Consider the following 23,357-nt stretch of genomic DNA (forward strand, 5'->3'; position numbering starts at 1 on the left):
TCCACGCATGGCGTGGACCCACCCCGCCAACCCACGGATAGCACGCATTTGACGTTGCTGTTGACGTTGTTTCGGCAGGTGCAGGGCGCAGCCCTGCCGCCACACCTATTCCGCGATCAACACCAGCCCATCTGGGAACACGATCGCCGCTTCATCGGCACTCACGTCGAAGAAGCCCACGCCGTGCTTTTCGGCCAGGTCCTGCACGCGGCCATGCGCACGCTCGGCCACCGAATAGGCAAACGCACCGTAGATCACCTGCTGGCCGATGCTGTACTCGGTCACCTCGGCGCGGTCGTCATCGTCGTTGCTCAATGGGCCGTTCAACGGCGGGAAGTCCTGCGCCATCTCCGCGAACCACGCCTGCAGCGCCGCGCTGCTGACTGCCGGGTCGTCGTACTCGTGGCGCTCGTTCCACTGCGTCTGCTTTTCGAACCAGGCGATGAAGGCTGCCGCCTCGCGTGGCGCGGCGCTGGCCTCGAACACCATCATGTCGTAACTCATTGGAGCTTCCTGTGCAGAGCAGGGGTCAGAGCCTCCGCTCGCGGCGAAGGATCCGACCCCGGCAACGAGGTCTGTGGCTGCACAGGGTATCGCGCTACGGCTGTTCGGCTGCACTCATGGCCAGGCCCGGCGCCAGCGCCTTCGCCTCCGGGAACAGCGCGAAGCGCAGGCCGATCAGGCCCATCAGCGCCTCGTCGCGTGCCTTGCAGGCGGCTACGCTGCCGACCCGTCCCAGCGAGGTATCCAGCCGCTCGCGCAATGCGTCGGCCGCCACCATCGGCTTGCGTGCGGCAATCTGCCGCCGGTAGTGCACGGCGACCTCTTCCAGGATGTGCTCGACCGCTTCGCGGCTGCGCTCGGGCAGTTCCAGCCGCGCGCGGCGCAGCTGCAGGATGTTCAGGCCGATGCGTGCTTCATTGAGCATGTCCACCGAGGCGATGTCGCTGCCCTCCGGCGTCGCCGCCAGGCGCGGCGCGAGCAGGCCCAGCAGGTCGAGCATGCGTGCGGCGAAGCGCTGGCGGTCCTGCTGGCCGCGCCCTTCGGCGGCCTCGGCCAGCGTGGTCCAGCCCTGCCGCACCAGCCGGCGCGCGGTCCACTCGGCACCCACCGAACGGAACAGGCGGGTCATCACCACCGCAAAGCCAATGCCGATGAACATCGCGATCGACGAGTTGAGGAAGGTCTGGATGTTGGCGCTGTAGGTGTTCTGCAGGCTCAGCAGCGCGGCCAGGTTCACCGTCAGCGGCAGTGCGAACAGCGCGCTCTTGGGGTGGTGCAGCATCAGCCCCAGCGGCAGGAACGCCACCGCCAGCACCAGCGCCAGCAGGCCGAAGTCGTGCACGGCCGGGAACACGCCGAACAGGTACACGCCGGCCACCACCGAGGCGACCATGGCCCACACCAGGAACGACACCATGCTCGGTGCCGGGTCGTCCTGCGCGGCGAAGAACGCCGCCGTCACCGCCGCCATCATCGCGCCGTTGCCACCGCCCTCCCAACCCAGCGCGATCCACAGCACGCAGTAGCTCATCAGTGCCACGCCGGCACTGAGCGCGGAGAACAGCGCCATGCCGTAGTCGACGTGCTTGTCGGCGGCCACGCGTTCGGTACGGATGCGGTAATGCGCGCGGTCCAGCGGCGCGGTGCCGTGGTCGATGGCGTGCTGCAGGGTGCGGCAGTCCTGCCACAGGTCCACCAGTTCCTCCAGGCGCAGCAGCAGGCTGGCCAGCTGCAGATGCTGCAGGTCGCGGTCCACCTGCGGCTTCAGCGCGCTGATGCGCGCGCGCAGGCGGGCGTATTCACTGGCGTTGGTCGGGCCATCCAGCCAATCGTGGATGTCATCGACCAGCGCCGGCAGCCCTTCGGGCAGGGCCTGGCCGTCGCTGCGCAGCGCACTCAGGCGATCGGCAATCGAGGACAGCACTGGCAACAGCAGCAGCATGCGCTCACGCAGGCGCTCCATCGACACCGCAGACCCGGCATGGCGCGGATCATCGCGGCGCAGGAATTCGATCAGTGCCTCGAACTGCACCAGGTCGGCGGCCAGCCGGTTGCGCGGCGCGTGCGCGCGTCCACGTTCAAGGATCTGCCGGCACCACTGCGCGGCGTCCTCCATCCAGTTGCCGATGCGCGCGCGCAGCATCGGGCGTACCGAGGCCGGGAACAGCAGCGAAGCGGCCAGCACCGCCACGACCGTGCCGAGGATGATCTCCTCGCTGCGTGCCACCACCGTGTCGAAGATGGTCTCCGGCGAAGTCACCGCAGGGAAACCGATGAAGGCGGTGGTGTAGCCGGCCAGCAGGAACGCGTAACCGCGCGGGCCGCGGTTGAGCAGGGCCATGAACAGGCAGCCGGCCAGCCAGATCGACATGGCCGCGCTCAGCACCAGCGGCGTTTCCACCAGCGCCGGCAGCACCAGCAGGGTGGCCAGGCCGGCCACCAGGGTGCCAACGATGCGGTACACGCCCTTGGCGCGGGTTGGGCCCAGCAGCGGCTGGCTGACGATGTACACCGTGCCCATCGCCCAGTACGGGCGCGACAGGTTGCCGGCCATGGCGATGTACAGCGCGGCCACCGCGGCCAGGTAGGTCTTGATCGAGAACAGCCAGGCCTGGCGGTCGGTCAGCGCGTTCATGGTTTACTTCGCTGCGGTCGAGGCGTTGGGCGCGGTGGCGCTTGCCTGCCAGCCACCGCCCAGCACCAGGAACAGATGGATCTGGTCGCGCGAGACCTGCGCTTCGGCGGCCGCCAGGGTGGCATCGCTGGTGGCCAGGCTGCGGTCGGCATCCAGGCTGGACAGGTACGGCGTACGGCCACCCTGGTACAGCCGGCGGTTCTGCTCGGCGGCCAGTGCGGCCTGCTCCTGCGCGATGCGCAGCGACTGCAGCCGGCGCAGGTCCTGCGCATAGCGGTCCAGCGCTGTCTGGGTCTCGCGCAGCGCCTGCAGCACGGTGTGGTCGAACTCGGCCAGCGCGGCATCGGCGCCCGCCTCGGCGGCGTGGATGCGTGCGTGCGTGCCGGAGGACGGCAGCGTCCACGAGATCAGCGGGCCGATCGACCACTGCTGGGTCATCGGCGTGCCGAAGTCTTCCAGCAGGCCGGCGGCACCCACCGAGGCACCCAGGCGGATGTCCGGGTACAGCTCGGCGGTGGCCACGCCGATCCGCGCGGTGGCCGAGGCCAGCTTGCGTTCGGCCTGGCGCACGTCCGGACGGCGCTGCAGCAGCGCACGCCCATCACCGACCGGCAGCGGCTGCGCCAGGCTGGGCGCGTGCGCGCAGTCGATCACGCCGGCCGGCAGCTGGCCCGGGGTCTGGCCCAGCAACGCGGCCAACGAATAGGCGGCCGCCGAACGCTGCGCGCGCAGCGGCGGCAGTGCCGCCTCCAGCAGCGCCACCTGGGCATTGGCGCGGGCCAGTTCCGGCGGCGTGCCACGGCCAGCCGCGATCAGGCGCTCGGTGACCGTACGGCTGCGTTGCTGCAGCTGCAGCGAATGTTCGGCCACGTGCAGCTCGTGGTTGGCATGGCAGATTTCCAGATAGCTGTCGGCCACCTGCGCGACCACGCTGACCTGGGCCAGGTCGCGCGCGGCAGCAACGGACTGCTCGTCGGCACGCGCTGCCTCGGCGCCGCGCTTGAGCTTGCCGAACAGGTCGAACTGGTAGCTGACCGCGAACTTGCCATCGGCCAGGTTGATCACCGGCAGCTCGTGCTCCTGCAGGAACGATTCGGCCGACAGCTGCGCGCGGCTGACCCCGGCCTCGGCCTCGTACTCGAAGCCACCGGCGTCCAGCGCCTGCTCGTACACCGCCGCGGCACGGCGCAGGTGTGCATCGGCGGCCTTCAGCTCGACGTTGTCACGCAGCGCCTGCGTGATCAGGCCGTCCAGCACCGGGTCGTTGTACAGTGACCACCAGCGGTCGGGCAGCGCCTGGTTGGCGGCCACCTGCGGGTTCTGCGTATCGATGAAGGCCGCATTGGCCTGCGGGCGCTTGAAGGCCGAGCCTTCCGGCAGGGCGTAATCCGGGCCGACGGTCTTGCAGGCCGCCAGGCTGGCCAGCGCAACGATCAGGCCGAGACGGGGGAGGGCGGCGTTCACAGGCCCGCCTGTGTCGGCGCAGTGCCGGCCTTGTCGTTGTGCGGATGGCGGCCGGTGTCCACGGTCACCGTGGCGGTACGGCCGGCGATCAGTTCCACGCCCTTGGGTACTTCGTCGATGGCGATGCGCACCGGAATGCGCTGTGCCAGCCGCACCCAGTCGAAGGCCGGGGTCACGTTCGGCAGCAGGGTGCTGCCGTTGCTGCGGTAGCGGTCTTCGATGCCGGCGGCAATGCTTTCCACGTGGCCACGCAGCGGGGCCGACTCGCCCATCAGGCGGATGTCCACGCGCTGCCCCGGGGCCACGCCGCGCAGGCGGGTTTCCTCGAAGTAGCCATCGATGCGGAACGAGCCGGTATCCAGCAGCGCCAGCACCGGCTTGCCGGCTACCACGTAGTCGCCCACGCGCAGGGTGCGGTCGTTGACCCGGCCGTCGGCCGGTGCGCGCACTTCGGTGCGGCCCAGGTTGAGCTCGGCCAGGTCGACCGCCGCCTGTGCGGTGGCCAGCGCAGCCTGTGCGGCCTGCAGCTTGGCGCGGCGCACTTCGGCGTCCTCGGCGGCGACCAGGTCCTGCAGGCTGCGGTCACGGCCGATCTCGCGGCGCAGCTGCGCCACCGATGCCTGGCGCTCGGCCAGGTTGGCGCGGGCCTGCTCCAGCGCGATGCGGTAGCGGGCGCGGTCGACCACGAACAGCAGGTCACCCTTCTTCACCGCCTGGTTGTCGGCCACCTGCACCGTTTCCACCAGCCCGGACACGTCCGGCGCCACCTGCACCACGTCGGCGCCGACATGGGCATCGCGGGTCCACGGCTCATCCATGTAATAGACCCACAGCTGGCGCAGCACCAGCAGGGCGATGATCACGGCTGCGCTGGTGAGCAGCACCGGCAGGGTCTTCTTCACGATCTTGTTCACGATTGCATCCAACGCAGGAGGTGGAACAGCAGGCCAAGCACGATCCCGTACAGGGCCAGGTTGAACAGCGCCGGGTGCCATACGTGGCGATAGGCGCCGGCACGCTGCAGCAGCGCGTGCAGGCCGCTGTTGACCAGGTAGGCCAACAACATCAGCCCGAGTAGGGTCGGGACGAACACTCCGTGGAGACTGAATTCACCGGGCATCGGTAGGGGCGGGGGCGAGGTGGGGGAGGGGAGGAACAACGAAACAACAGCAACGGGTAAAAGCCGCTGGCGTGTGCACGGCAGCGGCGGTATTCGGGGGCAGCGGTCTTACGTGATGCGGTCGGCGGCCTCGGCCAGCAGGCGCCATGCCTTCAGCACGGCGTGCAGTTCATCCATGGAAAGCTCACCGAACACGTCCTGGCGCAGGCCGATCAACTGGTCTTCCAGCTCGCTGACCAGCGCATGGCCCGCGTCGGTCAGCCACAGCAGGTTGGCGCGGCGGTCGCTGGCGTCGCTCTCGCGGCGGACCAGGTCGCTGGCGCACAGCTTGTCCAGCAGGCGCACCAGGGAAGGACCCTCCATGCCCAGCTGCTGGGCCAGCGCCACCTGGCGGATGCCACCGCCGGAGCGGCCGATCATCAGCAGGGGCATGGTGCAGGCGGTGGAGATGCCGTAGCTGCCGAGCCGGCTGTCGGCCAGGCGCTGCCACTGCCGCCCTGCGTACAGCAGGCCGGAGCTGAGCTGCATCTGCAGCACGGTGCGCTCGTCGAGGGGTCGGTCCATAAGAGATAGATAGGATACTACTAATTTCATTCCTATCAATAGGTTTTTCTGAATGGGGGTGTAGCGGGGAAAGCGTTGCGCCTGCCTGGTGTCGGGTGGGGCAGCGGGGGCCGGACGGTGCAGGACACGCCGCAAGTACGTCCCTGTAGGCTCGGCCGCGGCATCCATGCCGCGGACGGTCCTGCCCCGCCCCGCCCCCGCTGCCCTCCCATCACCCCGCGAGCGCGGTGGGTTGGCTCTTTAAAGGCAGGAGCAGTGCGGACCAACGGCCCGCACCCACCGCAGCAGCGGCCCGCGGTGCTTCCGAAGCCATGAACCCCCGCTTTTGCCCCCGCTTTCGGGCGGTCCGGCCGCGCCCGCAGGAAACCGTCGGAGAGGGGGAGGGGCAGGCCGGGCAGGACCGTCCACGGCATGGATGCCGTGGCCGAGCCTACAGGGACGTACTTGCGGCGTGTCCTGCCCGGCCTGCCCCTCCTCCTCTCGCTCAGCAGCACCGAGGCGCTGCAAGAGACCCCCGATGAACCGTCCCAACAGGACGACCCACCCCCCGGTCGGGTACGATGCTCGCCCCCCGTTCGGGACGCTGTACGCAATGAGCAAGAACAACGAAAAGGCCGCCCCGCAGGGCGACGTGACCCAGGACCAGGCCGAGGATGCCGTGCGCACCCTGCTGCGCTGGGCCGGTGAGGACCCGTCCCGCGAAGGCCTGCTGGATACCCCCCGCCGTGTCGCCGAAGCCTATGGCGACTGGTTCAGCGGTTACCGCGACGACCCGCGCGCCTACATGGAGCGGACCTTCGAGGAAGTGGCCGGCTACGACGAACTGATCGTCCTGCGTGACATCGAGTACGAAAGCCACTGCGAGCACCACATGGCGCCGATCATCGGCCGCGTCCACGTCGGCTACCTGCCGGCCGGCAAGGTGGTGGGCATCAGCAAGCTGGCCCGCGTCGTCGAAGCCTACGCCCGCCGTTTCCAGGTGCAGGAGAAGATGACCGCGCAGATCGCCCAGTGCATCCAGGATGTGCTGCAGCCGATCGGCGTCGGTGTGGTCGTCGAAGGTGCCCACGAATGCATGACCACCCGCGGCATCCACAAGCGCGGCGTCAGCATGGTCACCTCGAAGATGCTGGGCAGCTTCCGCGACGACGCGCGTACCCGCGCCGAGTTCCTGCGCTTCATCGAAGTGGGCGGCAAGCGCTGAGCCGCTTGACCGCACTGCGCCGGCCTCTGCGGGCCGGCATGCCCACGGCTGCCCGCGCGGCCGCCGCGGGCGGCTGCTCGTCCCCGCCAGCCCTCATGACTCCTTTCGCTGCATGAAGCACCGCGAACGCATCTCCCGTTACCGCCATCTGCGCGAACAGCCCCAGTGGAAGCTGCTTGCCGCCGACCACGCCCCGGAAATCATCGGCCTGCTGCAGGGGCTGCTGATGGACGGCGAGCGCACGCTGCCGTCGTCGGTGCTCAACGAGCGCCTGCAGCGTGCGCTGGACCAGCTCAACGGCGACGAACTGTCGCGTGAGCTGCCGCGTACCGCGCAGGCCTACATCGCGCACTGGCTGGCCCAGGGCTGGCTGGAACGCCGCCTGCCCGAAGGCGCCGACCAGGAGCAGTACGAGCTGTCGACTGCGGCACTGCAGGCCATCCGCTTCGCCGATGGTCTTGAGCAGGCCCGCGTGGCCGCCACCGAAAGCCGCCTGGCGCTGGTCATCGAACAGCTCTCGCAGTTGGCCGCGCAGACCGAATCGGATCCGGACGCACGCCTGTCGGCACTGCGCGACGAGCGCGACCGCATCGACGCCGAGATCGCCCGCGTCGGCGCCGGCCGCGTGGTCGCGCTGGATGGCAAGCGCGCGCTGGAGCGTGCGCGCCAGATCATCGGCCTGGCCGACGAGCTGACCGAGGATTTCCGTCGCGTGCGCGACGATTTCGAGCAGCTCAACCGCGACTTCCGCGAACGCATCATCGACGACGAGGGCGAGCGCGGCGATGTGCTGTCGCAGCTGTTCGAAGGCGTGGATGTGATCGGCGAGAGCGATGCCGGTCGCAGCTTCCAGGCCTTCTGGCGCCTGCTCAACGACGCCGAACAGAGCGCCCAGCTCGATGCCGCGCTGGAAGCGGTGCTGGCGCGTGGCTTCGCCCGCCGCCTGGACCGTAACGAACGCAACTTCCTGCGCGGCTTCACCAGCACCATGCTCGAGCGCGGTGGCCAGGTGCACGACGTGCTGCAGAATTTCGCGCGCAGCCTGCGTGGCTTCGTGCAGAGCCGTGGCTATCTGGAACAGCGCCGCCTCAACCAGCTGCTGAAGCAGGCGCAGTCCGAAGCGCTGGCCCTGCGCGACGAATTCCCCGCACAACGCGGCATCGGCCGCGACCTGCAGCTGACCACCAGCCGCCTGCGCTCGTGGTCGCAGTGGAAGCTGCACGATCCGCGCAGCGCCCAGGTCGATGGCAACGTCGAGTACAACGACGCCGCAGCCATCAGCCTGGAGAGCGTCGGTGACCTGGTCGCTTCGTCTGAAATCGACTTCCGCACCCTGCGCCGCGACCTGCACGACCTGCTCGATGCACAGCCGCGGCTCAGCATCGCCCAGGCACTGTCGCAGCGCGAAGCACCGCAGGGGCTCGGCAGCGTCATCGGCTACCTGTCGCTGGGCACGCGCTTCGGCAACGTGATCGCTGGTGAGCAGGAGCTTGCCGAATGGCGTGGTGGCGACGGCCAGGTCCGTCGCGCCCGCATCCCGCTGGTTTGGTTCACCCAGGAGAGACGCCATGAGCTGGCATGAAGATCCCATCGACGCACCGCAGGCCGACGTGGCGGAAGACGCCTACGAAGCCGAACCGGTGGCGGCCGTGGCGCAGCCCCGCCGTGGCAATGACGTGTATTACCTCGGCGACACCGGGCGCCTGCCGCTGGATGCACGCCGCGCGCTGTGCCAGCTGCTGATCGGCCCCAGCATCGACCAGCTGCGCCACGCCAAGCTGTGGCCGGCACTGATCCGCAGCGAGGCGGCCATCCGCTCCTCGCTGGCGGACCTGTTCCTGGAACTGGTGCTCGACCGTGACAGCGGCGTGGCCTTCACCCGCCAGGCCGATACCGAAGACGTGGATGCGCCGGTGCTGCTGCGCACCTCGCCGCTGACCTTCATCGATTCGGTGCTGCTGCTGTACCTGCGCCAGCAGCTGGCCGAGGCCGATGCGCGCGGCAACCGCGCGGTGGTCGCCGACGCCGAGATGGCCGAAGCGCTGGCCATCTACGAGAAGAACCTGTCCACCGACCGCGCCGGCTTCAACCGCCGTGTCGCCTCGGCGGTGCAGAAGATGAAGGACAACCACATCCTGACCCGCCTCAGCGGCCAGGAAGACCGCCACGAAGTCTCGCCGGCGCTGAAGCTGCTGTTCTCCGCCGAAGACGTATCCCAGCTTTCGGCGGTCTACCGCCAGCTGCGTGAAACCCCGGCCGCCGAGGCCTGAGAGACCCGACCATCGCATGGCTATCTCCAAGCACACTCCCGCCCTGTTCAACGAAGGCCTGCCGGACCCGCGCCTGCAGCAGTTCCGCATGCGTCGCCTGCAGGTACACAACTGGGGCACGTTCAACGGACTGACCGAAGTACCGATCGCCGAGCGTGGCTTCCTGTTCGTCGGCCGTTCCGGCTCGGGCAAGTCGACCCTGCTCGATGCCATGTCCGCGCTGCTGACGCCGCCGGCCATCGTCGATTTCAACGCCGCCGCGCGTGAAGCCGAGCGCAGTGGCCGCGACCGCAACCTGGTGTCCTACGTGCGTGGCGCGTGGGCCGACCAGCAGGACAGCGGCACTGGCGAAATCGCCACCCAGTACCTTCGCAAGGGCGCGACCTGGACTGCGCTGGTGCTGGAGTACCGCGCCGGCGATGGCCGCGTGGTCAGCCTCGTGCGCCTGCTGTGGATCTCCGGTAACGGAACCTCGGCCGGTGACGTGCGCAAGCACTACATGATCGCCGAGCGTCCGTTCGACATCGCCAAGGATCTTGGCGGCTTCGACCTGGACCTGCGCAAGCTCAAGCAGAAGCTGTCCGACCTGCACCACTTCGACACCTTCTCCGGCTACGCCGAGCGCTTCCGCGACCTGCTCGGCATCGACAACGAGATGGCGCTGCGCCTGCTGCACAAGACGCAGTCGGCGAAGAACCTGGGCGACCTCAACGTCTTCCTGCGCGACTTCATGCTCGACACGCCGAAGACCTTCGACGCCGCCGAGCGCCTGGTCAGCGACTTCGCCGAACTCGATGGCGCGCACCAGGCCGTGGTCACCGCCCGCCGCCAGGTGGAGACCCTGCTGCCGGCACGCGCCTACTACAACGACCTGAAGGAAATGCACCGCCGGCGCGGCGACGACGAAGCCCTCAAGCTTGGCGTCGACAGCTTCCGTGAAAGCCGCCGCCAGGCGCTGATCGAGGCGCGCCTGCGCGAGATGGACGTGCGTGACCGTGGCCTGCTCGGGGAAGAAGCCCAGCGCCGTGCCGCACTGGACAACCACACCGAGCGCCTGGCCGAACTGGAACTGCAGCGTCGCCAGCAGGGCGGTGAGCGCATCGAGGAACTGGAACGCGAGCAGGGCCGCGCCGAAGCCGAGCGTGACCGCCGCCAAGCCAAGCGCGAGCAGGCAAGCCTGGCCGCGCAGCAGCTGGGGGCTGAACTTCCGGACGACGCACACGGCTTCGCCGAGCTGGTCGAGCGTGCGCAGAACGAACTGCAGGACCGCCAGCGTGCCTCCTCGGCGCTGGACGATGCGATCAGCGATCGCCTGGGTGGCAAGCGCGATGACGAGCGCCGTTTCGGCGAAGTCCGTGCGGAACTCGAAGCGATGCAGCGCACGCCCTCCAACATCCCGGCGCCGATGCAGAAGCTGCGCGCGCGCCTGGCCGAGGAAACCGGCATTGCCGAGGCGGCGCTGCCGTTCGTCGGCGAGCTGATCCAGGTCCGCTCGGAAGAGCAGGGCTGGCAGGGTGCCATCGAGCGTGTGCTGGGTGGCTTCGCGCTGTCGCTGCTGGTCGATGACAAGCACTACAACGACGTCGCCGAGTGGGTGAATCGCACTCACCTGGGCATGCGCTTCACCTACTACCGTGTGCGCCGCAACGATGATGCGTTCGCGCGCGAGCCGTCGGCGAAGTCGCTGCTGCACAAGCTGGAGCTGCGCGAGCACGTGTTCGAAAGCTGGCTGCGCCGTGAGCTCGGCAAGCGCTTCGACTACGAGTGCGTGGATGCCAAGCAGCTGCGCAACGTCGACCGCGGCATCACCCGAGAAGGCCAGGTCAAGCATCCCGGCGACCGCTTCGAGAAGGACGACCGCAGTGCGGTGGGCGACCGCCGTCGCTGGATCCTCGGCTTCAACAACCACGACAAGGTGGGCGCCTTCGAGCGCGAAGCCCAGGAACTGGCCAAGCGCATCGCCAGCTGCGAGACCGACATCGCGCGCCTGCGTGGGCAGCGTGACCGCGACAACGAACGTCGCCTGGCCTGCCACGAGCTGGTCAGCATCAGCTGGAACGAGATCGACATCGCCGCCCCGCAGCAGCGCCTGACCGATATCGAGGCCACCCTGCGCGACCTGCGCGAAGGCAATGCCGACCTGGCCAAGCTGGCCAAGCAGATCGACGCCGTGCGCGCCGACATCGAGCAGGCCCGCCGCACCTATGAAGACGTCCGCGTCGAGCGCGGGCAGCTGGTCAAGGAACGCGATCGCCTCGACCGCGCTCGCCAGCAGAGCCGTGCGCTGGTGCTGCCGAGCCTTGCCCAGGAGCAGGAAGCCGGGCTCGCCGAGCGCCTGCAGGAGCAGGGCCCGCTCAGCCTGGAAACGCTGGAGGCGCACATGCGCCAGGTCAGCAACGCGCTGAACGAGCAGCTGTCGACCTCGCAGCAGGACCTCAACCGCATCGAGAACCAGCTGATCGGTTGCTTCCGTCGCTTCATCCAGCAGTGGCCGGAGGAATCGGGCGACTTCACCGTATCGGTGGCCTCGGCCGAGGATTTCCTTGCCCGCCTCGAGCGCCTGGAGCGCGACGGCCTGCCGCAGCACGAAGAGCGCTTCTTCGATCTGCTGCAGAACCAGAGCAAGAACAACCTGCTGGCCCTGCAGCGCCACAGCGCCGAGGCCCGCAAGTCGATCGGCCAGCGCCTGGACGAAGTGAACGCCAGCCTGGAGCAGGTGCCGTTCAACCGTGGCACGCTGCTGACCATCGAACTGAGCGACCGCCGCCTGCCGGAAGTCGGCGAGTTCCACCTGCAGCTGCGCGAGGTGCTGGCGCAGCAGCAGACCGAGCAGCGCGAGCTGGCCGAATCGCAGTTCACCGTGCTGCGCCAGCTGGTCAACCGCCTGGGTTCGCAGGAAGGCGAGGACAAGCGCTGGCGCGAGCTGGTGCTGGACGTACGCATGCACGTGGAGTTCATCGGCGTCGAGCTGGATGCGGAAACGCGCCAGCAGGTCGAGATCTACCGTAGTGGCGCGGGCAAGTCCGGTGGCCAGCGCCAGAAACTGGCCACCACCTGCCTGGCTGCGGCACTGCGCTACCAGCTCGGCGGCGCCGACAGCCAGCTGCCCAGCTACGCCGCCGTCGTGCTCGACGAAGCCTTCGACAAGGCCGACAACGAGTTCACCGCGCTGGCGATGAACATCTTCGACAACTTCGGTTTCCAGATGGTGGTCGCCACTCCGCTGAAGTCGGTGATGACGCTGGAGCCGTTCATCGGTGGCGCCTGCTTCGTCGAGATCAGCGGCCGCCACGACTCCGGCGTGCTGCTGATCGAGTACGACGAAGAAGGCAAGCGCCTGAAGCTGCCCGAGCGCAGCCGCCAGCAGGCCAACGAACCGGAAGAAGCCGAAGCCTGACCCGGTCGATTGAATGGGGATGCCGGCCAGCGGCCGGCATTACCCATGGGCGGGGTTCACGACCCGATCGGATGGGGATGCCGGCCAGCGGCCGGCAACCGCATTCACGCACCGCGGAAGGTATCCCACGCCATCCGCGCGATCAGTACCACCACCAGCCCCACGAACAACTTGCGGATGAACGGCGTGCCGCCCTTCAACGCCAGGCGCGTGCCCACCACCGAGCCGATGATGTTGGCCGCCGCCATCGGCAGCGCGAACAGCCACAGGATGTTGCCGGTCGGTACGAAGAACGAGATTGCCGCCACATTGGTCGCCAGGTTCACCACCTTCGACGCCGCTGACGCACGCAGGAAATCCAGGCCGAAGAAGCGCACGAACAGGAAGATCAGGAAGCTGCCGGTGCCCGGCCCGAAGAAGCCGTCGTAGAAGCCGATCGCCGCACCGATCGCCAGCGCGATCGCCAGTTCGCGGCGGCCGATCTCCTGCGGCCGGTGCAACGCGCCGAAGTCCTTCTTCCACAACGTGTAGGCCAGCATCGCGATCAGCAGCACCAGCACCAGTGGGCGCACCGCGTCCTTGGGCAGCAGGCTCACCGCGGTGGCCCCGGCGAAGGAGAAGATGAAGGCGGTACCGGCCGCGAACAGTACCGGCTTCCACGGGAAGCGCACGTTGCGCGCATAGCGCCAGGCGGCCGCACCGGTACCGAACATCGAACTGAACTTGTTGGTACCGAACAGCATCGCCGGCGTCTGCTGCGGCAGCACCGTGAACAGGCCGGGCAGCTGCACCAGGCCACCGCCACCGACAGCGGCATCCACAAGGCCGGCGATGAAGGCGATCACCACCAGCCACCACAACTCAGGGGGAACCAGTTCCAGCACGGCGATCAATCAAGGAGGGGGCGCGACAGCATACGCCTGTCCTGCTCCGGGCGACTGCGGCCCCGCGTGGATCAATCCCGGCAACCCGGCGACAATGCCGGCATGAGCCGAAAACCCGCCGATCCCTGCCCCTGTGGCCTTCCCGCCGACTATGCTGCCTGCTGTGGCCGTTTCCATGCCGGTGAAGCCGCGCCTGATGCAGAGCACCTGATGCGTTCGCGCTACAGCGCCTATGTGCGTGGCCTGGCTGACTACCTGCGCCAGTCCTGGCATCCGGACACGCGTCCGGCCGAGCTGTCGCTGGACGATGCCCCCGGCCAGCGCACCCATTGGCTGGGCCTGACCGTGCACGAGCACACTGTCACTGGTGCTGACAGCGCCGAAGTCCGCTTCACCGCGCGCTACCGCATCGGCGGCGGCAGCGCGGTGAGGATGACCGAGCACAGCCGCTTCCAACGCATCGACGGCCGCTGGTACTACCTCGACGCGGTCTGAGCACTACGCGCTGTGCGCTGCCAGAACGCGCTGGCCGCCGTGCGCGCGCACCTGGTTGCGGCCCCCGTCCTTGGCCACATACAGGGCCTGGTCGGCGGCCTTGACCACGGCCATCGGCCGCGGATCCACGCGGCTGTCGGCCAGCCCGATGCTCACCGTCACCTGTACCACCTGGCCGCTGCCACCGCGTCCGCGCCGCTGGCGGCCGGCTTCGTCGTCACGGCTGCGGGTGCTGCGGTCGCGAAGCTGCATGCGGGTGTCCTCGATGCTCTGCCGCAATGCTTCCACGGCATCGACACAGGCTGCCGCCGGCCGGTCCAGGAACACCACCGCGAACTCCTCGCCGCCATAGCGGAACGCACGGCCACCGTCGCCCACCCGCGCCAGCCGCGACGCCACCAGGCGCAGCACATCGTCGCCGGTGTCGTGACCATGGGTGTCGTTGAATGACTTGAAGTGGTCAACGTCCACCATCGCGATGCTGTAGGTACCGCGTGCCCGCTGCAGGGTCTCGTTGAACGCCCGTCGCCCCGGCAGGCCGGTCAGCTCATCGCGGAAGGCCATGTGGAAGGATTCCTGCAGCATCGCGCCCAGCATCAGCAGCAGGGCGGCACTGCTCAGCGCCGGCAGCAGCACCGGCTGCAGGAAGATCCGCGGCAGCATCCACCACAGGCACAGCAGGGCCAGCAGCATTGCCGTGTGCAGTGGCCGCGGATGCCGCCACGCCTGCCAGCCCAATGCTGCGGTCGCCAGCAGGAACAGCAGCGCCGGCAACTGCGCCAACGCGTTCCAGTTGGCGGGAATCCAGGCCCAGTGACGGTTCGACAGCAGATCGTGCATCCCCTGCGGCTGCTGTGCCGCCAGCAGCAGGAAGATCATCAGCGCCGCGCCGCACACTACGCTGCGCAGCAGCAGGTCCTGGCGTCGGCGTCCGCGTTCCGGCCATAGTGCCAGTCCGGCGAACAGCAGCGGCACCCACGCCGAGATCGCGTGGAAGCGCAGCGGGGTCAGGGCGTCGACATGGCCGCTGCGCAGGTAGCCACCGACGTCCCGGTGCAGCAGGGCGAATACCACCGCCACCACCAGCAGCAGGCACAACGTGCGCATCTGGTGGTAGAGCAGGGCCAGGCCTGCACCGAGACAGGCCAGCAGCCAGGGCAGGATGCGCTGCGCCGGGCTGGCGACATCCTCGGTGCCCAGCGCCATCCACAGCACCAGGACGACCAGCACGGCGGGCAGCACGAACAGGTAATGCGCAGGCTGGCGGAGCGGATGCAGGGGCACGCGGTAAGTCCAGTGCGGTGACGATGCGGCCGCAACATTGCCGTTAGCGGCGTCCCCACGCGCTTCTTGAATGCGCGTGCCCGCTGTCATGTGAACGTGGTGATGTGGTGCCATGACGTTGCGCTCACCGTCCTGCGCCGATGCTTCCGGCATGGACAGCGTACCCACCGCCGTCGCTGCCCCGCAGCGCGATCTCGCCCGCCGCTTTGCACAGGTGCGGGCGCGCAGCCTGCAGCTGGCCGCGCCGCTCAGTGCCGAGGACGCCATGCTGCAGAGCATGGCCGACGCCAGTCCCAGCAAGTGGCACCTGGCCCATACCACCTGGTTTTTCGAACGCTTCGTGCTGGCCGGTTTCGCCACCACGCCCGCGCATGACCCGGCCTGGGACTATCTGTTCAACAGCTATTACAAGAGCATCGGCCCGGCGCATGCGCGGCCGCAACGCGGTCTGCTGTCGCGGCCCTCGCTGCAGCAGGTGCGCGACTACCGGCAACAGGTCGACATGCAGGTGCAGTCACGGCTGGCAGCCGGTGACCTCGACGCGCAGGCGCTGCACCACCTGCAGTTGGGTCTGCAGCACGAACAACAGCACCAGGAACTGCTGTTGACCGACATCAAGCATGCGTTCTGGTGCAATCCACTGCAGCCACCGTATCGCGACGACCTGCGGCCCGTTGCCAGCACCGCCGCGACGCAGGGCTGGATCGAATCGCCCGAACGCATCGTCACCGTCGGTGCCGCGGCATGGCCCCGGCACGCCGCCTTTGCCTACGACAACGAATCGCCGCCGCACCGCGTGCTGCTGCCCGCGCATGCCCTGGCCGAGCGTCCCGTCAGCAATGCCGAGTACCGCACCTTCATCGAGGCAGGGGGGTACCGCGAACCGCGCTGGTGGCTCAGCGAAGGCTGGGCGCTGCGAGAAGCCGAAGGCTGGCAGCACCCCCTGTACTGGGATGATGCCCTGCAGCGCGAGTACACCCTGGGTGGTTGGCGCGAGCTGGACCCGCACGCGCCGGTCTGCCACCTCAGTTACTACGAGGCCGATGCCTGCGCCCGCTGGGCCGGTGCGCGCCTGCCCAGCGAGTTCGAGTGGGAAGCGGCCGCCGCGTCGCAGCCCCTGCGCGGTCATTTCGCCGATGACGATCACCTGCACCCGCAGGCAGCCGGGGGCAGTGGGCTGCGGCAGCTGTTCGGTGATGTCTGGGAATGGACCGCCAGCGCCTATGGTGCCTACCCGGGCTTCCGCTCTTTTGACGGCAACCTCGGCGAATACAACGGCAAGTTCATGTGCGGGCAATGGGTGCTGCGCGGCGGCAGCTGTGCCACGCCCCGTGGCCATGTGCGCGCCAGCTACCGCAATTTCTTCATGCCGCCGGCGCGCTGGCAGTTCTCCGGACTGCGCCTGGCCAGGGACCTCATATGAGCACGGTGCATGACGCGCTGCAGGCGCTGACCGACCTGACCCCCAGCCGCCAGCAGATCCTGGCCGATGCGCTGGCCGGTCTGTCATGCGCATCGCGGCAGCTGCCTTCCAAGTACTTCTACGATGCCCGCGGCTCGCGTCTGTTTGAACAGATCACCCAGACCCGCGAGTACTACCCCACGCGCACCGAGCTGGCGCTGCTGGCGCGGGTGCTGCCCGATATCGCGCGCGTGGTCGGCCCGCGCCTGCATGTGGTGGAGCTGGGCAGCGGCAGTGGCCGCAAGACCGCGTTGCTGCTGGCCGCGCTGCAGGATCCGGTGGCCTATACGCCGATCGAGATCTCGCGGGCCGCACTGCTGTCCAGCATCGACCACCTGGCGCCGGCGCTGCCCGAGGTCGAGATGCTGCCGGTCTGCGCGGACTTCACCCGCGCCGTCGCCGTGCCCATGCCCGAACGCGAACCCGCGCGACGGCTGCTGTTCTTCCCCGGTTCCACATTGGGCAATTTCGCCGAAGCGGAGGCCGTCGCCCTGCTGCGGGCGATGCGTCAGACGATGGGCCGCGACGGCCTGGCCCTGATCGGCATCGACCTGCACAAGGACACGGCGCTGATCGAAGCGGCCTACAACGATGTGCAGGGCGTCACTGCGGCATTCACCCTCAATCTGCTGGCCCGCCTCAACCGCGAGATCGGAAGCGATTTCGATCTCGATGGATTCCGCCACCGCGCCCGTTACAACACCGCGCGGCTGCGCATCGAAACCGACCTGGTCAGCCAGTGGCCGCAGGACGTCCACCTCGGTGGCCGCACCTTCCACTTTGCTGCCGGTGAACCCATCCGCGTCGAGTACAGCCACAAGTACACCGATGACAGCTTCGAGGCGCTGTTGCAGCAGGCGGGCCTGCAGGTCGCACAGCGTTGGGATGCCGAAAGTCCCGCCTATGGCCTGCGCCTGCTGCGCGTTGCCTAGGGGGGACGGCCAGCCGGTGCCCCTTCAGGTTCGGCCGCACTGCTGCCCCTAAGATGGCCGTGCAACGGCAACACGGAGGACGCCATGCCCATTCTGACCACGCTCGGCCTGGCGGCCGCCCTCGCGTCGACCCCGACGCTGCCTGCGGCCCCTGCCGCCAGCAACGATCCGGCGTTCAGCCGCTGCCTGGCGGGCCTGCAGGCCACCGCCGCAACCCAGGGCATCGGCGCCGACCGTTTCAACGAGATCACCACCGGGCTCACGCCGGACCCGAGCGTGCTCGGACTGCTGGACGCACAGCCGGAATTCACCACGCCGATCTGGGATTACCTGGCCGCGCTGGTCGACCGCCAGCGCGTCGATGATGGCCGCACCCTGCTGCAGCAACATCGCGATCTGCTCGATCGCGTCTCCGCGCAGTATGGCGTCGACCCGGCCACCATCGTCGCGGTCTGGGGGGTGGAGAGCGACTATGGCCGCGTCTTCGGCAAGCGCCCGCTGCTGCAGTCGCTGGCCACGCTGTCCTGCGCCGGCCGCCGCCAGGCCTTCTTCCGTGGCGAACTGCTGGCGCTGCTCAAGCTGATCGACCGCGGCGACCTGCAGGCCCAGGGGCTCACCGGTTCCTGGGCCGGCGCCTTCGGGCATACGCAGTTCATGCCCAGCACCTACGCACGTATCGCGGTCGATGGTGACGGCGATGGCCGCCGCGATCTGGTCGGCAGCATTCCCGACGCGCTGGCGTCCACCGCCAACTACCTCAAGCGTGCGGGTTGGCGCAGTGGCGAACCGTGGGGCATGGAGGTCCGTGTTCCCCCCGGCTTCAATGCCAGCCAGGCGGGCCGCACCCAACGTCGAGCCCTCGCCGATTGGCGCGTGCAGGGCGTGACCGCGCTGGATGGCAGCGCGCTGGGGCCGCCCAATCTGCTGGCCGACGCGCGCGCCGCCCTGCTGCTGCCGGCCGGCATCAAGGGCCCGGCGCTGCTGGTGTTCCGCAACTACGATGCGATCTACAGCTACAACGCCGCCGAAAGCTATGCACTGGCCATCGCCACGCTGGCCGACCAGCTGCGTGGCGGCACCGGCCTGGCCACCGCCTGGCCGACCGATGATCCCGGCATCGGCCGCGATGAACGCCGCCAGCTGCAGACCCTGCTGCTGGCCCGCGGCCACGACATCGGCAGCGCGGACGGCATGATCGGCACCGCCACGCGCCGCGCGATCCAGGCCGAGCAGCAGCGCCTGGGCTGGGCCAATGCGGATGGGCGCGCCGGCCAGCGCATCCTGCGCGCGTTGCAGCAGGAGGCAGCCGCAGGGACGCCTGCCACCCGCTAGACCTTGCCGATCACAGGCTGGCCGCGACATCATCGCCGCGGTCTTCAAGGAGCGTCATAGCATGCAGTCGAACCCGGACATCAGCACCGGCCTGTACCACGGGCTCGAGGCCTGGCAGATACGCACGCCCAGCGCCACCGCGGTCATCAGCGTGTTCGGCGGACAGCTGCTGTCGTTCATCCCGGAGGGGCAGCCGGACCTGCTGTGGCTGTCGCCGAAACGGGCCGGGCTGCCCACGCCGATCCGGGGTGGCGTTCCAGTGTGCTGGCCGTGGTTCGGTCGCCAGGGCCAGGATGATGACGTGCCGGCACACGGCCTGGTACGCACCGCGCGCTGGGAGCTGCTGCAGGCCCGCCAGGACGATGACGGTGAACTGGAGCTGCAGCTGGCGCCCCTGTCGATTGCCGAGTGTGGCCTGCGCCTGCAGATGCAGCTGCGCATCGGTCGCCAGCTGCGCCAGCAGTTGACCACCGAGAACACCGGCCCGTCCCCGGTGGCTTTCACCCAGGCCCTGCACAGCTACTTCCGGGTAGGCGATGCCCGTCGTGTCGAGGTTGATGGCCTCGATGGCCTGCACTATCTGGACAAGTACGAGGATTACACGCAGCTGCGCCGGCAGCAGGGGCCCTGGTCGCTGCGTGACCCGCGCGATCCGGGGCGCAGCGACCGCATCTATACCGGTGCCGGTGGCCACTACGTGCTTCGCGATCCCGTCCTGCAGCGGCGGATCGAGATCCGCAGCGAAGGCAGCCAGACCCTGGTGGCGTGGAATCCGGGCGCGGAGGCGGCGGCGAAGATGGCCGATGTCGGCGACGGTTGGCACGATTACGTGTGCCTGGAAGTAGCCAATGCCGGGCCGGAGCAGATTGCCCTTGCACCCGGCGCGCGCCACCAGTTGGTGCAGGTACTGGCCAGTGAACCGCTGCAGGCCGTGGCGGGGTGTTCGGAGTAACCATGGGATCGACAGGAATGGATGGCATGCAGGACGCACAGTGGTGGTACGCCAACAGCAAGCAGAGCGAAGGGCCGGTGGACCTGGCCGGGCTGCGCCGTCTGCAGCAGGACGGCACGGTAACCGCCCGTACGCTGATGTGGCGGGAAGGAATGGCATCGTGGCGGCCGCTGGCCGAGCTGGATCCTTCGGTGGCGCCGATGGATCCGACCCCGCCGTCGATTGAACCGGCGCAGGCCGTCAGCGCCAGCGGCGCATCGACCGCTGATCCGTCCGACCCCTATCGTGCGCCGGCAGCTTCGCCGGTGGCCGCGACCGCGCCGCAGCTGGAAGGCGACATCGCCTTGTACGCCGCCGTGGTCGGCGGCAACTTCCCGATCTATCGACAGCGCTGGCGGCTCGACCAGGGCATTGCCGACGGCAACGGCACCTGGCACTGGCCGGCGTTCCTGATCGGCGTGATCTGGATGGTGTACCGCAGGATGTACCGGCTGGCGGCGATCTGGGCCGGCGTGCTGGTGTTCTTCAGCATCGCCGAGGCGTTGCTGGGCGTTCCGGAAGGCGTGTCGACGGTCATCACCCTCGTCATCAACATCACCGCCGCAGCGTATGCCAACCGCTGGTACCTGGCGCATTGCCAGCGTGAGATCGCCCGCGCGCGCGCGTTGGTGGGAGATGACGAGGCGCGCCTGCGCAGCGAGCTGGCCAGACGGGGTGACACCAATGCACTGGCGGCGGCGGTGGTGGCCATCGCCGTCGTTGCGATGATGCTGGTGGGGCAGGCGCTGGCAGGCTGAGGCCGGGAAGGCTTCAGATCCAGCGGTGGCTGCCGCTACCGCGGGATCATCCTGGGCAAGGAATCGCCGACATGAATCATCTGGATACTCCGCCGGTTTCCCCGGCGGATGACAATCCCTATCTTGCGCCCGCCACAGAGGTGGCCGACGCGCCCGCTCCGTCCGACGCGGACTACCTGAACCTCCTCGTCGGCCCCAACGCGGCGCTCTACCGCCAGCGCTGGCACCTGGGCAGCCCGGTGCCGAAGCCGCCGCGACCGTGGCACTGGCCCGCCTTCCTGGTGCCGACGTACTGGCTGCTGCACCGGAAGATGTACCTGGCAGCCATCCTCTTCGAGCTGGTCCTGATCGGTATCGCGCTGCTGGCGGCCCGCGCCAACCCGCTGCTCACGGTGGCGTTGCTGGCGGTGCCTCGGTTCGCCATCGCGGTGACCGCCAACACCCTGTACCTGCGCTACTGCACGCGACTGCTGGGCAAAGTGAAGGCTGCCCACGCCGGGCAGCACAACCGCATCCGTGCCGAACTGCAGCGTCGTGGCGGCACCAGCGTGTGGGCGGTGGTGATCGGCATGGCGGCCAACGCGGTGATCAATACCGTCGCCCGCATGGCGGCCTGATCATGCCGGCCTGATAGGGTTGCTCAGGCCGCTGTCCGTGCCCGCAACACCAGCAGGCACAGCGCACCGGCCAGCAGTCCCCAGAACGCCGAGCCGATCCCGGCCAGGGAAACTCCGGAGGCGGTAACAAGGAAGGTGACCAGCGCCGCCTCGCGGTCGCGCTCCACCGCCAATGCACTGGCCAGGCTGTTGCCGATGGTGCCGAACAGCGCGATACCGGCCACGCAGGCCACCAGCTCCCTGGGGAAGGCCGCGAACAGTGCGGCCACCGTGGCGCCGAACAGCCCGATGACAATGTAGAAGGCGCCGGCCGCCATCGCTGCGGTGTAGCGGCGCGCCGGATCCTCGTGCGCATCGCGGCCCATGCAGATGGCGGCGGTGATCGCCGCCAGGTTCAGTGCATACGCACCGAACGGCGCCAGCAGCGTATTGACTACACCGATCCAGCCGATCAACGGCGACACCGGGGCGTCGTAGCCGGACGCGCGCATCACCGCCACACCGGGAATGTTCTGCGAGGCCATGGTGACCACGAACAGGGGCAGGGCAATGCCGGCCACGGCGGTCCACGACAGCGAGGGCGTCACCCACTGCGGGATCGCCAGTTGCAGATGCACCTGCTGGGCGTGCAGCAGGCCACGGCTCGCGGCGACGGCGATGCCGACCAGCAATGTGGCGATCACCGCATAGCGCGGGAACAGCCGGCGCCCGGCCAGCCAGGTGGCGAACATTGCCAGCGCGAGCACCAGCTGGGTGTTCATGGCGACGAACACATCCAGCCCGAAGCGCAGCAGCACACCGGCCAGCATGCCGGCGGCCAGCGCCATCGGTACCCGTTGCATCAGTCGCGCGAAGACCCCCGAGAAACCCGCAAGCAGGCCCAGCACGGCGGCCAGCAGGAATGCGCCCGTGGCCTCGGAGAGCGAAGCACCGCCGGCACCCACCACCAGCATCGCTGCACCCGGGGTCGACCACGCTGTCACCACCGGCACCCGATAGCGCAGCGACAGGCCAATGCAGGTCACGCCCATGCCCAGCCCCAGCGCCCACATCCAGGAGGCGATCTGCGCCTGGTCGGCACCGACGGCCTGTGCCGCCTGGAACACGATCACGGCCGAGCTGGCGAAGCCCACCAGTACCGTAATGAAGCCAGCGACGATTGCCGGCATCGAAAGATCGCGCCACCACGCGCGCCGCACCTGCATGCTCATTGTGCTGTCTCCACTGTGCATCCCTGCATTGTGCATCCCTGCATTGATTAGGGTTGCGGCGTTGACCGCGCAACGCGCGGGCAACGCCGCAGTGATCTTCGAGCGTACGTCATGCGTGATGGCGTGGTGCTTCTGTCATCACGCTGCAAAAAAAGCCTTGACGAAATCCGCAGGATCTCTAGAATTCGCTCCCTTGCTGCAGCGCATCGCTTCCCCGGAAACGACACGCGAACAGCGACGCCACCACCGGCGAACGAATTGATCGAACGAAGGTGTTGACGGACTCGAAAAGTCCGGCATAATAGGCGGCTCGCAACGACGAAAGGCCCTCGGGTCCAACGACGAAGCGGCATCGGCAACAACGTCCACTCCGGTGAGACGGCCTTGAAAAAAAGGTGTTGACGAAGCGGAAAAGCCGGCTATAATGGGCGGCTCGCTACGAAGGAAACTTCGCAGCACACGGGAATGGCGCTGAGGCCACTTCCCCGGATCTTTGAAAGTATGCGCAGGTATCTTGTGAAGGCGCCTGCAGGAAGGATGATTGTCCATCTTGCAGACGTTTGATCAAGCAACTATTAATTGTTTTAAAGCAAGCGATACGTTGCCAGAATCAATCATCTGCAGCTTTAAATTTTGATCTTCGGATCATGTAGTTTTAAGTGAAGAGTTTGATCCTGGCTCAGAGTGAACGCTGGCGGTAGGCCTAACACATGCAAGTCGAACGGCAGCACAGG

Annotated in this window: 20 protein-coding genes and 1 rRNA gene; 12 read left to right on the forward strand and 9 right to left on the reverse strand. The window is 68.3% G+C overall.

From position 1 onward, the window contains the following. Window positions 1-105: 105 nt before the first annotated feature. From VG561_RS14710 to VG561_RS14735, 6 genes are all read right to left on the reverse strand, one after another. On the reverse strand, window positions 106-504 hold the full coding sequence (locus VG561_RS14710) for a hypothetical protein (RefSeq protein ID WP_049405551.1): 399 nt from the start codon (window positions 502-504) through the stop codon (window positions 106-108). Window positions 505-598: 94 nt separating this feature from the next. After that, window positions 599-2,638: an FUSC family protein gene (locus tag VG561_RS14715; RefSeq protein ID WP_111205876.1), complete on the reverse strand. Its 2,040-nt coding sequence runs from the start codon at window positions 2,636-2,638 to the stop codon at window positions 599-601. Between the two features lie 3 nt (window positions 2,639-2,641). Further along, the gene (locus VG561_RS14720) at window positions 2,642-4,102 is read right to left on the reverse strand and encodes an efflux transporter outer membrane subunit (RefSeq protein ID WP_014648928.1); all 1,461 of its coding nucleotides are present in this window, start codon (window positions 4,100-4,102) and stop codon (window positions 2,642-2,644) included. Continuing rightward, complete coding sequence (locus VG561_RS14725; protein WP_049442557.1) at window positions 4,099-5,016, reverse strand: HlyD family secretion protein; 918 nt, start codon at window positions 5,014-5,016, stop codon at window positions 4,099-4,101. Before VG561_RS14725 ends, VG561_RS14720 begins: the two co-directional genes overlap by 4 nt. Further along, window positions 5,013-5,222 carry a DUF1656 domain-containing protein gene (locus tag VG561_RS14730; RefSeq protein ID WP_010487502.1) on the reverse strand — a complete coding sequence of 70 codons (210 nt, stop codon included), beginning with the start codon at window positions 5,220-5,222 and terminating at the stop codon, window positions 5,013-5,015. The genes VG561_RS14725 and VG561_RS14730 overlap by 4 nt, the downstream gene beginning before the upstream one ends. Window positions 5,223-5,330: 108 nt before the next feature. Beyond that, window positions 5,331-5,786 carry a MarR family winged helix-turn-helix transcriptional regulator gene (locus VG561_RS14735; RefSeq protein WP_012481667.1) on the reverse strand — a complete coding sequence of 152 codons (456 nt, stop codon included), beginning with the start codon at window positions 5,784-5,786 and terminating at the stop codon, window positions 5,331-5,333. A gap of 592 nt (window positions 5,787-6,378) precedes the next feature. On the opposite strand from VG561_RS14735, the gene folE reads away from it, so the two are divergent. From folE to VG561_RS14755, 4 genes are all read left to right on the forward strand, one after another. Next, on the forward strand, window positions 6,379-6,990 hold the full coding sequence (gene folE / locus VG561_RS14740) for a GTP cyclohydrolase I FolE (RefSeq protein ID WP_004141296.1): 612 nt from the start codon (window positions 6,379-6,381) through the stop codon (window positions 6,988-6,990). 112 nt (window positions 6,991-7,102) lie between these two features. Next, window positions 7,103-8,572, forward strand: coding sequence for a DUF3375 domain-containing protein (locus tag VG561_RS14745; RefSeq protein ID WP_032960145.1), 1,470 nt, complete (start codon window positions 7,103-7,105; stop codon window positions 8,570-8,572). Continuing rightward, a complete protein-coding gene (locus VG561_RS14750; protein WP_005421303.1) occupies window positions 8,559-9,260 on the forward strand; it encodes a DUF4194 domain-containing protein in 702 nt (233 codons plus the stop codon). Before VG561_RS14745 ends, VG561_RS14750 begins: the two co-directional genes overlap by 14 nt. A 16-nt stretch (window positions 9,261-9,276) precedes the next feature. Continuing rightward, a complete protein-coding gene (locus tag VG561_RS14755) occupies window positions 9,277-12,657 on the forward strand; it encodes an ATP-binding protein (RefSeq protein ID WP_032960149.1) in 3,381 nt (1,126 codons plus the stop codon). Between the two features lie 104 nt (window positions 12,658-12,761). On the opposite strand, the gene VG561_RS14760 is transcribed toward VG561_RS14755, so the two are convergent. Further along, the gene (locus VG561_RS14760; protein WP_032960169.1) at window positions 12,762-13,541 is read right to left on the reverse strand and encodes a sulfite exporter TauE/SafE family protein; all 780 of its coding nucleotides are present in this window, start codon (window positions 13,539-13,541) and stop codon (window positions 12,762-12,764) included. Between the two features lie 102 nt (window positions 13,542-13,643). On the opposite strand from VG561_RS14760, the gene VG561_RS14765 reads away from it, so the two are divergent. Beyond that, entirely contained in the window at window positions 13,644-14,036 is a 393-nt protein-coding gene (locus VG561_RS14765; RefSeq protein ID WP_041863982.1) for a YchJ family protein, read from the forward strand. Between the two features lie 3 nt (window positions 14,037-14,039). Here the strand turns inward: VG561_RS14765 and VG561_RS14770 are convergent, their stop codons facing one another. Beyond that, window positions 14,040-15,320 carry a GGDEF domain-containing protein gene (locus tag VG561_RS14770; protein WP_075076415.1) on the reverse strand — a complete coding sequence of 427 codons (1,281 nt, stop codon included), beginning with the start codon at window positions 15,318-15,320 and terminating at the stop codon, window positions 14,040-14,042. A 151-nt stretch (window positions 15,321-15,471) separates the two neighbouring features. On the opposite strand from VG561_RS14770, the gene egtB reads away from it, so the two are divergent. The 6 genes from egtB (at window position 15,472) to VG561_RS14800 (ending at window position 21,412) form a co-directional block, all read left to right on the forward strand. Further along, entirely contained in the window at window positions 15,472-16,743 is a 1,272-nt protein-coding gene (egtB, locus tag VG561_RS14775; protein WP_262093457.1) for an ergothioneine biosynthesis protein EgtB, read from the forward strand. Continuing rightward, window positions 16,740-17,714 carry an L-histidine N(alpha)-methyltransferase gene (egtD, locus tag VG561_RS14780; protein ID WP_262093451.1) on the forward strand — a complete coding sequence of 325 codons (975 nt, stop codon included), beginning with the start codon at window positions 16,740-16,742 and terminating at the stop codon, window positions 17,712-17,714. The genes egtB and egtD overlap by 4 nt, the downstream gene beginning before the upstream one ends. Before the next feature lie 84 nt (window positions 17,715-17,798). After that, complete coding sequence (locus tag VG561_RS14785; RefSeq protein ID WP_423179728.1) at window positions 17,799-19,046, forward strand: lytic murein transglycosylase; 1,248 nt, start codon at window positions 17,799-17,801, stop codon at window positions 19,044-19,046. 61 nt (window positions 19,047-19,107) lie between these two features. Next, window positions 19,108-19,998: a D-hexose-6-phosphate mutarotase gene (locus tag VG561_RS14790; RefSeq protein WP_049442562.1), complete on the forward strand. Its 891-nt coding sequence runs from the start codon at window positions 19,108-19,110 to the stop codon at window positions 19,996-19,998. Between the two features lie 26 nt (window positions 19,999-20,024). After that, window positions 20,025-20,795: a GYF domain-containing protein gene (locus VG561_RS14795; RefSeq protein WP_262093452.1), complete on the forward strand. Its 771-nt coding sequence runs from the start codon at window positions 20,025-20,027 to the stop codon at window positions 20,793-20,795. Between the two features lie 71 nt (window positions 20,796-20,866). Further along, window positions 20,867-21,412: a DUF2628 domain-containing protein gene (locus VG561_RS14800; RefSeq protein WP_049442564.1), complete on the forward strand. Its 546-nt coding sequence runs from the start codon at window positions 20,867-20,869 to the stop codon at window positions 21,410-21,412. Window positions 21,413-21,435: 23 nt separating this feature from the next. Here the strand turns inward: VG561_RS14800 and VG561_RS14805 are convergent, their stop codons facing one another. Then, window positions 21,436-22,623 (reverse strand): benzoate/H(+) symporter BenE family transporter, encoded by a 1,188-nt coding sequence (locus VG561_RS14805; RefSeq protein WP_046433322.1) that lies wholly within the window; start codon window positions 22,621-22,623, stop codon window positions 21,436-21,438. A 656-nt stretch (window positions 22,624-23,279) separates the two neighbouring features. On the opposite strand from VG561_RS14805, the gene VG561_RS14810 reads away from it, so the two are divergent. After that, window positions 23,280-23,357: ribosomal RNA gene (locus VG561_RS14810) — 16S ribosomal RNA — on the forward strand; the annotation flags it as partial.

Origin of the sequence: Stenotrophomonas sp. CASM110 (assembly GCF_049384345.1) — a bacterium.
Taxonomy (GTDB): Bacteria; Pseudomonadota; Gammaproteobacteria; order Xanthomonadales; family Xanthomonadaceae; genus Stenotrophomonas; species Stenotrophomonas muris.

Excerpts from the sequence above, each read along its gene's own strand:
- VG561_RS14805 (WP_046433322.1), bottom strand. The coding sequence starts at position 22,623 with ATGAGCATGCAGGTGCGGCGCGCGTGGTGGCGCGATCTTTCGATGCCG.
- VG561_RS14735 (WP_012481667.1), bottom strand. The coding sequence starts at position 5,786 with ATGGACCGACCCCTCGACGAGCGCACCGTGCTGCAGATGCAGCTCAGC.
- VG561_RS14785 (WP_423179728.1), top strand. The coding sequence starts at position 17,799 with ATGCCCATTCTGACCACGCTCGGCCTGGCGGCCGCCCTCGCGTCGACC.
- VG561_RS14755 (WP_032960149.1), top strand. The coding sequence starts at position 9,277 with ATGGCTATCTCCAAGCACACTCCCGCCCTGTTCAACGAAGGCCTGCCG.
- egtD (WP_262093451.1), top strand. The coding sequence starts at position 16,740 with ATGAGCACGGTGCATGACGCGCTGCAGGCGCTGACCGACCTGACCCCC.
- VG561_RS14745 (WP_032960145.1), top strand. The coding sequence starts at position 7,103 with ATGAAGCACCGCGAACGCATCTCCCGTTACCGCCATCTGCGCGAACAG.
- VG561_RS14710 (WP_049405551.1), bottom strand. The coding sequence starts at position 504 with ATGAGTTACGACATGATGGTGTTCGAGGCCAGCGCCGCGCCACGCGAG.
- VG561_RS14730 (WP_010487502.1), bottom strand. The coding sequence starts at position 5,222 with ATGCCCGGTGAATTCAGTCTCCACGGAGTGTTCGTCCCGACCCTACTC.
- VG561_RS14715 (WP_111205876.1), bottom strand. The coding sequence starts at position 2,638 with ATGAACGCGCTGACCGACCGCCAGGCCTGGCTGTTCTCGATCAAGACC.
- VG561_RS14800 (WP_049442564.1), top strand. The coding sequence starts at position 20,867 with ATGAATCATCTGGATACTCCGCCGGTTTCCCCGGCGGATGACAATCCC.
- VG561_RS14795 (WP_262093452.1), top strand. The coding sequence starts at position 20,025 with ATGCAGGACGCACAGTGGTGGTACGCCAACAGCAAGCAGAGCGAAGGG.
- VG561_RS14790 (WP_049442562.1), top strand. The coding sequence starts at position 19,108 with ATGCAGTCGAACCCGGACATCAGCACCGGCCTGTACCACGGGCTCGAG.
- folE (WP_004141296.1), top strand. The coding sequence starts at position 6,379 with ATGAGCAAGAACAACGAAAAGGCCGCCCCGCAGGGCGACGTGACCCAG.
- VG561_RS14765 (WP_041863982.1), top strand. The coding sequence starts at position 13,644 with ATGAGCCGAAAACCCGCCGATCCCTGCCCCTGTGGCCTTCCCGCCGAC.
- VG561_RS14750 (WP_005421303.1), top strand. The coding sequence starts at position 8,559 with ATGAGCTGGCATGAAGATCCCATCGACGCACCGCAGGCCGACGTGGCG.
- egtB (WP_262093457.1), top strand. The coding sequence starts at position 15,472 with ATGGACAGCGTACCCACCGCCGTCGCTGCCCCGCAGCGCGATCTCGCC.